15 protein-coding genes are annotated in these 14,122 nt (G+C 67.1%); 10 read left to right on the forward strand and 5 right to left on the reverse strand.

The window, feature by feature from the left end; genetic code table 11:
• Positions 1–715 (reverse strand): P-loop NTPase (locus ABZD10_RS06670; protein ID WP_372885363.1); only part of this gene is annotated, 715 nt, incomplete at its 3' end.
• Positions 716–719: 4 nt separating this feature from the next.
• Positions 720–908, reverse strand: coding sequence for a DUF6494 family protein (locus ABZD10_RS06675; RefSeq protein ID WP_372885364.1), 189 nt, complete (start codon positions 906–908; stop codon positions 720–722).
• Between the two features lie 57 nt (positions 909–965).
• Between ABZD10_RS06675 and ABZD10_RS06680 the strand changes: the two genes are divergently transcribed.
• Positions 966–1,727: a c-type cytochrome gene (locus ABZD10_RS06680; RefSeq protein WP_372885365.1), complete on the forward strand. Its 762-nt coding sequence runs from the start codon at positions 966–968 to the stop codon at positions 1,725–1,727.
• On the opposite strand, the gene ABZD10_RS06685 is transcribed toward ABZD10_RS06680, so the two are convergent.
• Positions 1,721–3,673 (reverse strand): 4Fe-4S binding protein, encoded by a 1,953-nt coding sequence (locus ABZD10_RS06685; protein ID WP_372885366.1) that lies wholly within the window; start codon positions 3,671–3,673, stop codon positions 1,721–1,723. The genes ABZD10_RS06680 and ABZD10_RS06685 overlap by 7 nt on opposite strands.
• Before the next feature lie 371 nt (positions 3,674–4,044).
• Between ABZD10_RS06685 and ABZD10_RS06690 the strand changes: the two genes are divergently transcribed.
• The 9 genes from ABZD10_RS06690 (at position 4,045) to ABZD10_RS06730 (ending at position 12,648) form a co-directional block, all read left to right on the forward strand.
• The gene (locus ABZD10_RS06690) at positions 4,045–4,578 is read left to right on the forward strand and encodes a DUF3305 domain-containing protein (RefSeq protein ID WP_372885377.1); all 534 of its coding nucleotides are present in this window, start codon (positions 4,045–4,047) and stop codon (positions 4,576–4,578) included.
• A 118-nt stretch (positions 4,579–4,696) separates the two neighbouring features.
• On the forward strand, positions 4,697–5,323 hold the full coding sequence (locus tag ABZD10_RS06695; protein ID WP_372885367.1) for a DUF3306 domain-containing protein: 627 nt from the start codon (positions 4,697–4,699) through the stop codon (positions 5,321–5,323).
• 9 nt (positions 5,324–5,332) lie between these two features.
• Positions 5,333–5,938: a molecular chaperone gene (locus ABZD10_RS06700; RefSeq protein WP_372885368.1), complete on the forward strand. Its 606-nt coding sequence runs from the start codon at positions 5,333–5,335 to the stop codon at positions 5,936–5,938.
• Positions 5,939–6,009: 71 nt separating this feature from the next.
• Complete coding sequence (locus ABZD10_RS06705) at positions 6,010–6,195, forward strand: twin-arginine translocation signal domain-containing protein (RefSeq protein ID WP_372885369.1); 186 nt, start codon at positions 6,010–6,012, stop codon at positions 6,193–6,195.
• A 137-nt stretch (positions 6,196–6,332) separates the two neighbouring features.
• Positions 6,333–9,230: a formate dehydrogenase subunit alpha gene (locus ABZD10_RS06710; RefSeq protein ID WP_372885370.1), complete on the forward strand. Its 2,898-nt coding sequence runs from the start codon at positions 6,333–6,335 to the stop codon at positions 9,228–9,230.
• Positions 9,231–9,242: 12 nt separating this feature from the next.
• Complete coding sequence (fdh3B, locus tag ABZD10_RS06715; protein ID WP_372885371.1) at positions 9,243–9,836, forward strand: formate dehydrogenase FDH3 subunit beta; 594 nt, start codon at positions 9,243–9,245, stop codon at positions 9,834–9,836.
• Positions 9,837–9,947: 111 nt separating this feature from the next.
• A complete protein-coding gene (locus ABZD10_RS06720; protein WP_372885372.1) occupies positions 9,948–11,165 on the forward strand; it encodes a formate dehydrogenase subunit gamma in 1,218 nt (405 codons plus the stop codon).
• Positions 11,162–11,287, forward strand: a complete 126-nt coding sequence (locus ABZD10_RS06725) for a hypothetical protein (protein WP_372885373.1) — start codon at positions 11,162–11,164, stop codon at positions 11,285–11,287. Before ABZD10_RS06720 ends, ABZD10_RS06725 begins: the two co-directional genes overlap by 4 nt.
• Positions 11,288–11,313: 26 nt before the next feature.
• Positions 11,314–12,648, forward strand: a complete 1,335-nt coding sequence (locus ABZD10_RS06730) for a sigma-54-dependent transcriptional regulator (protein ID WP_372885374.1) — start codon at positions 11,314–11,316, stop codon at positions 12,646–12,648.
• A gap of 128 nt (positions 12,649–12,776) precedes the next feature.
• Here the strand turns inward: ABZD10_RS06730 and ABZD10_RS06735 are convergent, their stop codons facing one another.
• Together ABZD10_RS06735 and ABZD10_RS06740 are read right to left on the reverse strand one after the other, a co-directional pair.
• Positions 12,777–13,781, reverse strand: coding sequence for an NAD-dependent epimerase/dehydratase family protein (locus ABZD10_RS06735; RefSeq protein ID WP_372885375.1), 1,005 nt, complete (start codon positions 13,779–13,781; stop codon positions 12,777–12,779).
• The coding region (locus ABZD10_RS06740; protein WP_372885376.1) for a UDP binding domain-containing protein at positions 13,778–14,122 on the reverse strand (345 nt) is incomplete at its 5' end. The genes ABZD10_RS06740 and ABZD10_RS06735, both read right to left, overlap by 4 nt.

Below are 14,122 nucleotides of genomic sequence, written 5' to 3' on the forward strand. Positions count from 1 at the left end.
CGATCCGGGTCTTCTGGCACAGGGTCAGCTGCACGTCTCCGGTGCCCGGCGGCAGGTCGACCAGCAGCACGTCGAGCGCCCCCCATTGCACCTGCATCAGCATCTGTTGCAGCGCCCCCATCAGCATCGGGCCGCGCCAGACCACCGCCTGATCCTCGTTGGTCATCAGCCCGATCGACATCATGGTGACGCCGTGGTTGCGCATCGGCAGGATGGTCTTGCCATCCGGCGAGGCCGGCCGCCCCGAAACCCCGAGCATGCGCGGCTGGCTGGGGCCGTAGACATCGGCATCCAGCAGCCCGACGCGCAGCCCCGACTGGGCCAGCGCGCAGGCCAGATTGGCCGAGACCGTCGACTTGCCGACGCCGCCCTTGCCGCTGGCCACCGCGATCACCCGGGCAACGCCGGGGATCTGCTGCGGGCCCTTGGGCTCTGCCGGGCGCGAGGGCTTGAGATCGGGCGGCGTCTTGTCGCTGTGCCCGGTCATCACCACCGAGACCGTGTCCACCCCGTCGAGCGCCGAGACCAGCGCCTCGGCCTGTTCCTTCAGCGGCGTATAGGCGGCGGCCTGCTGCGGCGCGATCTCGAGCACGAAACGCACCGTGCTGCCCTCGGTATTCAGTGCCCGGACGACGCCGGACGAGACGATATCGCCGCCCCGCACCGGGTCGGCGATGGTTTTCAGGGCCTCGAGGACCTGTTCGCGTTGTGCCACGGTCTTATTCGCCCTTGATCTCGCCGGTGACCTCATGGGTCATGCCCAGCTCTTCGATGGTCACCACCGCCTTGACGGCATAGGTCTTGCCGCCGCTGTCGGCGCCGCGCAGCGCCTCTTCGATGGCCTGCTGCGAGGTCACGCCGACCTGTTTCAGGAACTTGCGCATCGACATGTTGAAATCATCGCTCATGGTTCACCTCTTTTCGGTTGATTGACGGGGCCCCGCAAGGCTGCCTAGGGTCGGGGCATGGGTTTTCTGCGTGGCATCCTGTTGGTTCTGCTTCTCGTGCCGTGGCCGGTGGCCGGCCATGCTGACAATGGCGCCGACGACCGTCTGGTGCGGCTGAGCGCGCCGGCCGAACTGGTCGAGACCGGGCTGCTGAAGCATATCCTGCCGCGCTTCAGCCTGAAACACCAGATCCGGGTGCGGCTGGTGGGGTCGGGCGCGCCGGCCGACATGGTGCTGGGCGACAGCGGCGTGGCGCTGTTTCAGGGCCTCGGGCGCAGCTGGCGCATGGAACTGACCAGCCCCGAGCACAGGGGCAGCCGAAAGCTGGCCGACTGGCTGACCTCGGAGGTGGGGCTGCGCACCGTGACCGGCTTTGCCCCCGGCGGCGCGGCGCTGTTCACCGCCCCCGAAGACAGCGGGGCCACGGCGGTGGCGCAGGAATTCGACGGCGACCCGGCGCGGGGTCATGCGGTGGCGCGCGGCCAATGCGCCCGCTGCCACCGGGTCGATGATGAAAGCCGCATGTCGGGCATCGGCTCGACCCCGAGCTTTGCGGTGCTGCGTAGCCTTGACGACTGGCAGGAGCGGTTTTCCGGCTTTTACACGCTGAACCCGCATCCGTCCTTCACCACGCTCACCGGGGTGACGCCGCCCTTTCCCGGCAACCGCCCGCCGCCGATCCATCCGGTCGTGCTGACTCCCGAGGACCTCGGGGCGGTGCTGGCCTATGTCGCCGGGATGGTCCCGGCGGATCTGGGGGCGCCCCTTGTCCATCAGTGATCGCGCCGCTTGCTGAGGTAATCCTCGGTGCTGCGCGGGCGCGGCCGCTCGCCGCCCTGAAAGGGGTTGTCGGCGGCGTGGAACTGGGCGTTGACGCGGCAGTCGTCGCACATCTGGATCATCCGCAGCTTGTCCTCGCCGGCAAACATCGCGTGATCGCGCAGCTTCTCGGTGATCCGCTCGATGGTGGACCTGACGCCAAAGGGCGCGCCGCATTCGATACAGTCGAAGGGGGCCTCTTCGTTCAGCACCCGCTGGCTCAGCGCCGCCTCGCTGAGGTCGAGGCGCGGTTCCAGCGCGATCGCATCCTCGGGGCAGATGGTGGCGCAGAGGCCGCATTGCAGGCAGGCATCTTCCTGAAAGCGCAGCTGTGGCGCATCGGGGTTGTCGCCGAGCGCCCCCGAGGGGCAGAGCGAGACGCAGCTGAGACAGAGGGTGCAGGCGCCGGTGTCGACCCGCACCGCGCCATAGGGGGCGCCCTCGGGCAGGTGCAGGGTCTCGGCTACGGGATGCAGGGCGCGGGCCGCCTGACGGGTGATCTGGCGGCGGGTGCCCATCGGGCGCACCGGGCTGGCGAGCGGGGCAGGGGGGCTCTCGGCGTATAGCGCATCCGACAGCGCGTCGGGATCGTCAAGATCGAGGGTCGCGACGGTGCCGGGCCCGCCGATGGCCCCGGCCAGCGCCACCTGCGCGGCCAGCGCGTCGCGGTCGCTGCCCGGCCCCGGCATCACCGAGACCGAGGCAAAGCCGGCGGCCAGCGCGGCGACACTCTCGGCATGGCCGAAGGCGCCGATGGCGGGCATCTCGAGCGGGATCACATCTGCCGGCAGGCCGCGCCCGTGGCGGGCGGCAAGGCGGATCATCTCGGCGCCATGGGCGTCATGCACCAGAAGGCGCGGCGCGAGCCCCCCGGCCTCGAGATAGGCCCGGGCCAGGGTCTGCACCCGGCGCATGGTCAGGTCGACGGCCGGGGCGTCATAGCTGATCGCCCCCGAGGGGCAGGCCGCCGAACAGGCGCCGCAGCCGGCGCAGACCATCGGGTCGACGCTGACGTGATCGCCATTGGGGCTGATCGCGCCGGTGGGGCAGAGCGTCAGGCAGCGGTTGCAACCGCTCTGCCCGGCCCGCGAATGGGCGCAGAGCAGCGGTTCGGCGCGCACGTAAAGCGGCTTTTCGAAAGTGCCGACCAGATGGCTGGCCGCCAGCACCGCCGCCGCCACCGCCGCCGGGTGGCCGGGATCGGCGCGCAGGTAGCCTTCGCGCTTTTCATGGGCCGGGAACAGCGGCGTTTCGCGGCGCAGATCAAGGATGATGTCGCAGTCCGAGCGCCCGCCGTCGCGCGGTGCCCCGAGGGTCAGCCCGCCGCGCCCGCCGGGCTCCAGCTGGCGCAGCGCGTCGATCACCACCTCGAATTGCCCCAGCGCGCCCGAGGCCCGGCGCAGGCGGCCGCTGACCACGTCATAGTCGCGGCTGTCGGGCAGATCCTCGGTGGCGCTGCCCAGCAGCACGGTGACCCCGAGATGCTGTTTCAGCGCCTCGGCCGCCGGCAGCGCCACATCGGCGCTCCCGAGGATCAGGCACAGCCCCTCGGAGACCACGTCGAGGGTTTTCTGCGCCGCGGCGGGCAGCAGCGCCTCGGCCACGAGGGCGGACATTTTGGGTAGTGTCGGGGCGCTGTCGGCGGTCCATCCGGCGCGGTCGCGCAGGTCGAGCAGCGGCGGGGCAGGGCGGTCGAGTTCCTCGGCCAGAGCGTCGAAAACCCGCCCCTCCTGGGTGCAGCAAAAAATTGCCCCCTCCTGTTGCAGGGCGGCGGCCGCGCGGTCGATCTGGGTGGTGCAGAGCGCCGAACAGGCGGGCGGGACATCAAGGCCGGTGGCCTCGGCCAGGGCCTTGGTGTCGAGGGTCTGAGTCCCAAGACAATCACATGTTATCAATGACTTGACCATGGTTTTCCCCTGTCCGAATGGCTGTGTTCCGCCCCCCGTCGGGGGCGAATTTGCCCAAAGCTAGACATGATTCGCGGGGGCCCACAACCGGTTTTGCGGCCTCTCCGGCACCGCCGGAGCGGCGAATTCAGCGGCGAATCGGCGGGGTGATTCGCTGCCCCGCGCCGGCGGCCAATTCCGACCAAAACGGTCAAAATGGACAATTCGTCCCTGCGCCCCCGGCGGCGTCGGGGGGGCTGCCCAAATTGTCCGGATTTGCGCAAAGAATGCGGCGGTATGCAGAAACGCCTTCCCCGGCGGAAGCCTGTCGCACATCCTGTCTGCAACAGGGAGAAAACACCGTGATCCACAATCCGGAGATGTACCGCACCATGCCGGTCGGCGTCGTCCTGCGCCGCTCTCCGGGTGTCACCCGCTGGGTGCCATGGGTCTGGACCGCGACCGGGGTGCTGCCCGGGGCCGGCGCGGCGGACTGGCGCGAGCTGCGCCGCGAGGGCGAGACGGTGGAATATCACGCCGCCACGGCGACGCTCGAGCTGCACGGCGCCGAGACCGAGGCCTATCTGCACGGGCTGTCGGCCGAGATCCCCTGCCTTTACGTGGTGATGCGCGAGGCCGAGGGCGATGTGCCGCTCGAGGTGGTGCTGGTCACCGCCTCGCCCTATGAGGCGCAGGATTACACCGACAGCGGCGAAGAGATCGTCGAGAAGGTGGCGATGCCGGCCGGGCTGATCGCCTGGGTGCATGATTTCGTCGCCGAATTTCATCAGGACGAGGTTTTCGTCAAACGCAAGCGCGACAAGAAGCGGGTCGATCTGGTGCAGGACGGCATCGGCGATCCGCGCATCGGCAAGGCGGCTGACATCTATGCTTCGCCCGAGTTGAAGCGGAGGCGGATGCAATGAGCGATTGCAGGAAAAGTGGTTGCCGGTTTTCCGGTTTGCAATCGCGCCAGTCCAGCCGGTGCGATTGCAGGAAGAGTGGCAGCCGGTTTTCCGGTTTGCGATCGCGGAGGGGGCTGGCATGAGCGATTTCTGGTCCCGTCGCCGCGCCGCCGTCGAGGCCGAGGCCGTTGCCGAAGAGCGCCAGCGGGTCGAGGGTGAACAGGCCGCCGAGGAACAGGCGCTGGCCGAGCGCAGCGACGAAGAGCTGCTGGCCGAGGCCGATCTGCCCGATCCCGACACGCTGACCAGCGCCGAAGAGGTGCAGGCCTTTCTGAAATCTGCCCTGCCGCAACGGCTGAAGACCCGCGCGCTGCGGCGGCTCTGGGGGATGAACCCGGTGCTGGCCAATCTCGACGGGCTGGTCGATTACGGCGAGGATTTCACCGACAGCGCCACCGTGGTCGAGAACCTTCAGACTGCCTATCAGGTCGGCAAGGGCATGCTGAGCGCCTTTGTCGAGGAGACGGCGGATGCGGACGCCGAAGTCGAGGCCGAGGCAGAGGCCCCGGATCAGGCCTCGGATCAGGCCGCGAGCGCCGAGGCGCTGGCCGATGATCCCGCTGCCGCCGATCTGACCGATCCGCAGGAAACCCTCCGCCCCGCGCCCGCGCCTGCGCCTGAAGCTGAGCCCGAGCCGTGGCTTTTGCCCGACGCCGATCCGGTTCCCGCCCCCGCCCGCCGCATGCGTTTTGAATTCGAGACCTGAAGGACTGACATGACACCTGCCACCCAAGTTCAGATTGCTGCCGAAGACCGCCTGCGGGCCGATCTCTACAATTTCCTCGGCCTCCTGCTGTCGGCCCCGCCGGACCAGATGCTGCTGGACCAGACCGCCGGGCTCACTGGCGATGACAGCGATCTCGGGCAGGCCATCGGGGTGTTGGCCAAGCTGGCTCGGGTGACCAAGCCGAAGACCGTGGAAAGCGAATATACCCGGCTGTTCATCGGCCTCGGGCGGGGCGAGCTGCTGCCCTATGCCAGCTATTACCTGACCGGCTTTCTCAACGAAAAGCCGCTGGCCACGCTGCGTCAGGACATGGCGGCGCGCGGGCTGGCGCGGTCGCAGACGGTGTTCGAGCCCGAGGACAATATCGCCAGCCTGATGGAGATGATGGGGGCGATGATCGTCGGCCGCTTTGGCACGCCGGCCGATCTTGGCAACCAGAAGACCTTTTTCAACCGGCATATCGGCCCCTGGGCCGGGCATTTCTTTGCCGATCTCGAAACCGCCAAGGAATCGGTCTTTTTCGCGCCGGTGGGCACGGTGGGGCGGATCTTCATGGAGATCGAGGCCGAGGCCTTCCGCCTTGGCGGGGCCTGAATGATTTTCGGCGCGGGATGAGCCCGCGCCGCAACCGGCGGGCAACCGCCACCATGAGAGGAGGAGCTTTCATGACCAAGGAAGAAGGCGCGACGCGCCGCGACTTCCTGAAACTGGCCGGAACGGCAGCGCCCGCAGCGGCAGTCGCCGTGGCCACCTCGGCGGGCACCGCCGAAGCGGCCGAGCCGGACCTGACATCGGACCGGATGCAGGACACCGCCCATACGCGGGCCTATTTCGCCTCGGCGAAATTCTAGAGCACGGCATGGCCCGCGAGACCGGGCCCTGTGAACCGACCGAAGGCGACTGGTTGCGTGACGCCCGACAGCCCTGAGGTCAAAGCCATAACCAAGCAAGCCCGGCCAGGCGCCGAGCAAGCAAGGGAGAGAGAAACATGTTGAGGAAAAAGACCAACGGGGTTGCGAGACGCCCCCAGCGGACCTCGATCCTTTCCGAGGTGTCCAACGCCTCGGTTGACCGCCGTGCCTTTCTGCGCGGATCCGGTCTTGCCATCGGCGGGCTGACGGCGATTGCCGCCACCGGCGGCACCGTGACCCAGGCCAATGCCGCCGCCACCGGCACCGCCGGCGCGATCGAGTTGAAGAAATCGGTCTGCACCCATTGTTCGGTCGGATGTACCGTGGTCGCCGAAGTGTCGAACGGCGTCTGGGTCGGGCAGGAGCCCGGCTGGGACAGCCCGTTCAACCTTGGTGCCCATTGCGCCAAGGGCGCTGCCGTGCGCGAACACGCCCATGGCGAGCGCCGGCTCAAGTACCCGATGAAGAAAGAGGGCGGCGAGTGGAAGCGCATCAGCTGGGAACAGGCGATCAACGAGATCGGCGACGGCATGATGAAGATCCGCGACGAAAGCGGACCTGACAGTGTCTATTGGCTGGGCTCGGCCAAGCACAACAACGAACAGGCCTATCTGTTCCGCAAGTTCGCTGCCTATTGGGGCACCAACAACGTCGACCATCAGGCGCGGATCTGTCACTCGACCACGGTGGCCGGTGTGGCCAACACATGGGGCTACGGCGCCATGACCAACAGCTACAACGACATCCACAATTCCAAGGCGATCTTCATCATCGGCGGCAACCCGGCCGAGGCACACCCGGTCTCGCTGCTGCACGTGCTGAAGGCCAAGGAGCAGAACAACGCGCCGCTGATCGTCTGCGATCCGCGTTTCACCCGCACCGCGGCCCATGCCGACGAATATGTGCGCTTCCGTCCGGGCACCGACGTCGCCCTGATCTGGGGCATCCTGTGGCACATCTTCGAGAACGGCTGGGAGGACAAGGAGTTCATCCGCACCCGTGTCTGGGGCATGGACCAGATCCGCGAGGAAGTGAAGAAATGGACCCCGGAAGAGGTCGAGCGCGTCACCGGCACCCCCGGTGAACAGCTGCGCCGCGTCGCCCGGACCATGGCCAACAACCGTCCCGGCACGGTGATCTGGTGCATGGGCGGCACCCAGCACACCAACGGCAACAACAACACCCGCGCCTATTGCATCCTGCAGCTGGCGCTGGGGAACATGGGCACCTCGGGTGGCGGCACCAACATCTTCCGCGGCCACGACAACGTGCAGGGCGCCACCGACCTTGGCGTTCTCAGCCACACGCTGCCCGGCTATTACGGGCTGTCGAAAGGCGCCTGGGCCCATTGGGCGCGGGTCTGGGAAGAGGATGGCGAATGGCTGAGCGGCCAGTTCGCCAAGACCACCGGCGCCGACGGCAAGGAAAAGTCGCTGCAGAACCTGACCGGCATCCCGGTTTCGCGCTGGATCGACGGCGTTCTGGAAGACCCCGACAACATGGACAACCCCGACAAGGTGCGGGCGATGGTCCTCTGGGGGCACGCGCCGAACTCGCAGACCCGCCAGGTCGAGATGAAGAAGGCGATGGAGATGCTGGACATGCTGGTCGTGATCGACCCGTATCCCACCGTCTCGGCGGTGCTGCACGACCGCACCGACGGTGTCTATCTGTTGCCGGCGGCGACCCAGTTCGAGACCTATGGCTCGGTCACGGCCTCGAACCGCTCGTTCCAGTGGCGCGAAAAGATCATGGAACCGATGTTCGAGAGCAAGACCGATCACGAGATCATGGGCCTGTTCGCCAACAAGTTCGGCTGGGCCGACCGGTTCTTCCGCAACATCGAGATGGACGACGAGAACACGCCGAACATCGAGAGCGTCACCCGCGAGTTCAACAAGGGTCTGTGGACCATCGGCTATACCGGGCAGAGCCCGGAGCGGCTGAAGCTGCACATGGCCAACCAGCACACCTTTGACCGCACCACGCTGCGCGCCAATGGCGGGCCGGCCGACGGCGACTATTACGGTCTGCCATGGCCCTGCTGGGGCACCGCCGAGATGGGGCATCCGGGCACGCCGAACCTTTACGACATGTCGAAACCGGTGGCCGAGGGCGGCCTGACCTTCCGCGCCCGTTTCGGGGTGGAACGCGATGGCGAGAACCTTCTGGCCGATGGCGTCTATTCGGTGGGGTCGGAAATTCAGGACGGCTATCCCGAGTTCACCATGCAGATGCTGATGGACCTGGGCTGGGACGGCGACCTGACCGAGGAGGAACGCGCCGCAATCGACGCGGTCGCGGGGCCCAAGACCAACTGGAAGACCGACCTGTCGGGCGGCATCCAGCGGGTGGCGATCAAACATGGCTGCGCCCCCTTCGGCAACGCCAAGGCGCGCACCGTGGTCTGGACCTTCCCGGATCCGGTGCCGCTGCACCGCGAGCCGCTCTACACGCCGCGCCGCGATCTGGTGGCCGACTACCCGACCTATGAGGACCGCAAGTTCTATCGTCTGCCGACGATGTATGCCTCGATCCAGAAGCAGGATTTCAGCAAGGACTATCCGATCATCCTGACCTCGGGCCGTCTGGTCGAATACGAAGGCGGCGGCGACGAGACCCGGTCGAACCCCTGGCTGGCCGAATTGCAGCAGGACATGTTCGTCGAGATCAACCCGCGCGATGCCAACAACCTTGGTATCCGTGACGGGTCTCAGGTCTGGGTCGAAGGCCCCGAGGGCGGCAGGGTCAAGGTCATGGCGATGCTGACCGAGCGGGTGGGCGAGGGCGTGGCCTTCATGCCCTTCCACTTCGGCGGCCATTTCCAGGGCGAGGACCGGCGGCCGAAATACCCCACGGGGGCCGACCCCTATGTGCTGGGGGAATCGACCAATACCGCCCAGACCTATGGCTATGATTCAGTGACCCAGATGCAGGAGACGAAGACGACTCTCTGCAAGATCTGGGCGGCGTAAGGAGGAAAGAGAATGGCTAGAGCAAAGTTTCTCTGCGACGCCGAGCGCTGCATCGAATGCAACGCCTGCGTCACGGCCTGCAAGAACGAACATGAGGTGCCCTGGGGGATCAACCGCCGCCGCGTGGTGACCCTGAATGACGGCAAGCCGGGCGAGCGATCGCTGTCGGTGGCCTGCATGCATTGTTCGGACGCGCCCTGTATGGCGGTGTGCCCGGTCGACTGCTTCTACCAGAACGAGGAAGGCATCGTTCTGCACAGCAAGGACCTGTGCATCGGCTGCGGCTATTGCTTTTACGCATGCCCCTTCGGCGCGCCGCAATATCCGCAGGCGGGCAATTTCGGCAGCCGTGGCAAGATGGACAAATGCACCTTCTGCGCCGGTGGCCCGGAAGAGAACCACAGCAATGCTGAGTTCTCGAAATACGGCCGCAACCGGATCGCCGAGGGCAAGCTGCCGATCTGCGCCGAGATGTGTTCCACCAAGGCCCTGCTGGCGGGGGATGGCGACGTGGTGTCGGCCATCTACCGTGAACGCGTGGTCGCCCGCGGCTTCGGCTCGGGCGCCTGGGGCTGGGGTACCGCCTACGACCAGAAAGACGGCTGACACCGTCGCGGCGGGGCGGGCCTGTTCCGCCCCGCCGTTCCTTCCATGTTCACGACCGCCCGGCCCGGCGCCGGCGCGGTTCCTGACCGACGCCTGATTGGGGGATCACCCATGCTGCGCCATTTCATGGCCCTTTTGACATTTGTCCTGCTGAGCCTGCCGGGAATCCTCCCGGTCGCCGCATTGGCCCAGGACTCCGACACAACGGCGATCGACCGTTCCGCCACCGGCGGGGCGCAGACGCTTGAAGACATTTTGCGCCGCCAGCGCGGCGAGACCATCGACGACCGCTTCCGATCCGAGAATACCGGCGGCAATGCGGTGATGGCGCCGGGGCTGGGCCCGCTTGGCGGCAGCTCGGACCCGGAACTGTGGCGCGCCCTGCGCTACAACAAGGCCGACGTCACCGTCAGCAGCGGCCAGGAGGTGGCCAAGGTGCTGGTCACCGACGGCGGGCTGAAATGGCTGACCTGGCGCGAGGGGCGGTTGCAGATCTGGGGCTTCTGGATGGTGGTCGGCACCGCCGGCGGCCTGCTGGCCTTTTACCTGCTGCGCGGCCGCATCCCGATCGACGGCGAGCTGACCGGGCGCACCGTCACCCGCTTCAAGGCCATCGAGCGTTTCGGCCACTGGCTGCTGGGGATTTCCTTCCTGGTGCTGGGGCTGACCGGGCTGTTCGTGCTGTTCGGGCGCAAGTATCTGGCGCCGATCCTCGGCAAGGAATTCAACGCCGACCTGCTGTGGCTGTCGAAACTGGTGCACAACAATGTCGCCTGGGCCTTCATGCTGGGGCTGGTGATGGTCTTTGTAATGTGGGTGATCCACAATATCCCCAATCGCGGCGATATCACCTGGCTGCGCCAGTTCGGCGGCATCATCGGCAACGCCCACCCGCCGGCGAAGAAATTCAATGCCGGGCAGAAGATGATCTTCTGGTCGGTGGTGATCTTCGGCGCGGTGATCTCGATCACCGGCCTGTCGCTGCTGTTCCCCTACCGGCTGGGCTTTCTGGCCGAGATCTACGGGATGATGAACGACTGGGGCCTGATGGCCATGGTCGGGCTGGAAGAGCGCGCCGCCGACATGACGGCGCAGGAACAGATGCAGATGGCGCAGGCCTGGCACGCGATGGCGGCCTTCATCTTGATGATGATCGTCACCGCCCATGTCTATATCGGCTCGGTCGGCATGGAGGGCGCCTTTGACGCCATGGGCTCGGGCGAGGTCGACGAAGCCTGGGCCCATCAGCACCATTCGATCTGGCTTGACGAGGTGCGGGGCAGCGATGCGAAACCGGCGGCGCCGGAACAAGAGGGGGCCCGCAAATGAAGACGATAGCAGCCGGCTTTGCCGCCATGATCGTGATCGCCTTTGCGGCCTGGTTCGTGCTCGGCGAGATGGGATTCTCGAGCGCCGAGCAGGCGACCGGCCAGAACGTGCGGCTGGACTAGGCGTGGACAGGCGCTAAAACGGTATCATGACACAGGCCGATGAATATGGCGGCACCCTGGCCGGCGCCTCGATCCTGGTGATCGACGACGAGCCGGGGATGCGCAACTTCCTGACCAAGATCCTCGGCCCGCGCGTCAAGCGGGTCGAGGAGGCGGCTTCGCCGCGCGAGGCCTCGCAGCGGCTGGATGACGCCCATTTCGACCTGGTGATCCTCGACAACATCATGCCCGGCGGCACCGGGCTCGACTGGGTCACCGAGCAGCGCCGCAAGGGGTTCTTTGCCGACACCATCCTGATCACCGCCTATGCCGACCTCGAGACCGCGATCGCCGCGCTCAGGGCCGGGGTCAGCGATTTCGTGCTGAAACCCTTCCGCGCCAACCAGATTCTCGGTGCGGTGGCGCGCACGCTCGACCGCAAGTACCTGCGCCGCGACAACGCGCTTCTGCGCCGCGAGCTGTTGGGCGAGGTCGACCGCGGCAAGCTGCTTGGCACCTCGCCGGCGCTTGGTGCGGTGCGCGAGATGCTGGCGCGGCTGGCGCCGATGCCGACCCCGGTGCTGTTCACCGGCGCCAGCGGCACCGGCAAGGAGCTGGCGGCGCGCCACCTGCACCAGCTGTCGGACCGCGCCGACAAGCCCTTTGTCGCCGTCAACTGCGCCGCCATGGCCCCCGAGCGCATCGCCGCCGAACTGTTCGGCGTGGTCGAGGCCGACAACCGGCTGAAACCGGGGCTGCTGCTGCTGGCCGACGGCGGCACGCTGTTCCTGGACGAGATCGCCCAGATGCCGGACCAGCTGCAGGCGGCCTGGCTGCGGGTGCTCGAGGACAAGAAGGTGCGCCCGGTCGGCGCCGAGCGCGAGATTCCGCTGAACCTGCGGTTTCTCTTCGCCACCAATGCCGATCTTGACCGCGCGATGGAGACCGGCCGTTTCCGCCGCGACCTCTATCACCGGATCAACGTGGTCAAGATCGAGATGCCGGCGCTCAGCGACCGCTCCGAGGACATCGTCGAGCTGGCCTCGTCCTTCATGGCGCGGTTCTCGCGCATGCTGGGCATGCCGGCGCTGGAGCTGGACGAAGAGACCCTGCTGAAGCTGCGCCGCTATGACTGGCCCGGCAATGTGCGCGAGCTGAAGAACATGATCGAGCGTTCGGTGATCCTTGGCGAGTTCCCCGAGGATTTCGCCGGCTCGGGCAGCGTCACCGGCGCCCGCGCCCTCGAGGATCTCGACCTGGTGATCCAGCGCCACATCCTGCATGTCCTGGACAATTGCGACGGCAACCGCGCCGAGGCCGCCCGCCGCCTTGGCGTGTCGCGCAAGACCATCGACCGCAAGATGGCGGTCTGGGGGCCGTGAGGGGGGGTGACAGCTGCCCCGCCGATAATCGGTGTTATGTTGTAATTTTGGCGTTCGCGAAGGCCGTGCCTGAAGGTCGTGTTGCCTGAGAAAAAGACATGCATGCGCGGTGCCCTGTCAGTTTCGCATCACCCGGCCCGCGTCCAACCGCGGTACCAGTCGACGAAGTCCCGCACCCCGTCTTCGATCGCCGTGCGCGGCAGGGTGCCGACAAGGGCCTCGACCAGCCCGGCATCGGCCCAGGTCGCGGGCACGTCGCCGGGCTGCATCGGCATCAGGTTGCGTTCGGCGGTCCGCCCGGTGGCCTTTTCGATGGCGGCGATGAAATCGCCCAGCATCACCGGCGCGCCGTTGCCGATGTTGACCACCCGGAACGGCGCCACCGGCGACAGGCTGTCCGAGGCCGCCACCGGCGTGGTCCCGGGCGGCACCGTGGCCAGGCGCCGGATGCCCTCGACCAGGTCGCCGACATAGGTGAAATCGCGCTGCATGTTGCCGTGGTTGTAGACGTCGATCGGTTCGCCGCCAAGGATCGCCCGGGTGAACTTGAACAGCGCCATGTCCGGCCGCCCCCAGGGCCCGTAGACGGTGAAGAACCGGAACATCGTCGTCGGCACGCCGTGGATATGGGCCCAGGAATGCGCCATCGCCTCATTGGCCTTCTTGGTCGCGGCATAGAAGGACATCTGCAGGTCGGCCTTCTGGGTCTCGGCATAGGGCATCTCGGTATTGGCGCCATAGACCGACGAGGTCGAGGCCATCAGCAGATGCGCCACCCCCTCAGCCCGCGCCACCTCCATCACGTTGAAGGCGCCGACGATATTGCTGTCGACATAGGAGCGCGGGTTCTCGATCGAATAGCGCACCCCGGCCTGGGCCGCGAGATGCACGATGACATCGGGGCGGCAGGCCTCGGCGGCGCGGCCCAGGGCCGCCATGTCCTCGAGCATGGCCTCGGTGGCGACGAAATTCTCATGCGCTTTCAGGATGTCGTGGCGGGCCCGTTTCAGCGCCACGTCGTAATAGTCGGTCATCCCGTCATAGCCGTGAACGACCCAGCCCTCTTCCAGCAGCCGCCGCGCCAGGTGAAAGCCGATGAAGCCGGCGCTGCCGGTGATGAAGGCCCGTTTCATCGCCCCACCGCCGCGTATGTCGCAAAGCCCGCCTGCCGCGCCGTGTCGGCGGAATAGACATTCCTCAAATCCGCCATGACCGGCGCCGCCATGGCGCCCGCCAGCCGCCCGAGGTCGAGGGCGCGGAACTCGTTCCACTCGGTCAGGATCACCAAGAGGTCGGCCTCGGCGGCGGCGGCATAGGGGTCGTCGTGCCAGGTGACACCGGGCAGCAGGTCGACGCCTTCCTTGCGGCCCTGCGGGTCGGTCACCCGCACCTCGGCACCGCCGCCGATCAGGGCCGGGACGATGGTGAGCGCCGGCGCCTCGCGCATGTCGTCGGTGTTGGGCTTGAAGGTGAC

The sequence above is a fragment of the Shimia sp. genome (assembly GCF_041624275.1).
Lineage (GTDB): Bacteria > Pseudomonadota > Alphaproteobacteria > Rhodobacterales > Rhodobacteraceae > Shimia.

Coding starts and splice junctions, on each gene's coding strand:
- ABZD10_RS06725 (WP_372885373.1), top strand. CDS start 11,162: ATGAAGACGATAGCAGCCGGCTTTGCCGCCATGATCGTGATCGCCTTT.
- fdh3B (WP_372885371.1), top strand. CDS start 9,243: ATGGCTAGAGCAAAGTTTCTCTGCGACGCCGAGCGCTGCATCGAATGC.
- ABZD10_RS06720 (WP_372885372.1), top strand. CDS start 9,948: ATGCTGCGCCATTTCATGGCCCTTTTGACATTTGTCCTGCTGAGCCTG.
- ABZD10_RS06675 (WP_372885364.1), bottom strand. CDS start 908: ATGAGCGATGATTTCAACATGTCGATGCGCAAGTTCCTGAAACAGGTC.
- ABZD10_RS06730 (WP_372885374.1), top strand. CDS start 11,314: ATGACACAGGCCGATGAATATGGCGGCACCCTGGCCGGCGCCTCGATC.
- ABZD10_RS06695 (WP_372885367.1), top strand. CDS start 4,697: ATGAGCGATTTCTGGTCCCGTCGCCGCGCCGCCGTCGAGGCCGAGGCC.
- ABZD10_RS06705 (WP_372885369.1), top strand. CDS start 6,010: ATGACCAAGGAAGAAGGCGCGACGCGCCGCGACTTCCTGAAACTGGCC.
- ABZD10_RS06710 (WP_372885370.1), top strand. CDS start 6,333: ATGTTGAGGAAAAAGACCAACGGGGTTGCGAGACGCCCCCAGCGGACC.
- ABZD10_RS06680 (WP_372885365.1), top strand. CDS start 966: ATGGGTTTTCTGCGTGGCATCCTGTTGGTTCTGCTTCTCGTGCCGTGG.
- ABZD10_RS06735 (WP_372885375.1), bottom strand. CDS start 13,781: ATGAAACGGGCCTTCATCACCGGCAGCGCCGGCTTCATCGGCTTTCAC.
- ABZD10_RS06690 (WP_372885377.1), top strand. CDS start 4,045: ATGCCGGTCGGCGTCGTCCTGCGCCGCTCTCCGGGTGTCACCCGCTGG.
- ABZD10_RS06685 (WP_372885366.1), bottom strand. CDS start 3,673: ATGGTCAAGTCATTGATAACATGTGATTGTCTTGGGACTCAGACCCTC.
- ABZD10_RS06700 (WP_372885368.1), top strand. CDS start 5,333: ATGACACCTGCCACCCAAGTTCAGATTGCTGCCGAAGACCGCCTGCGG.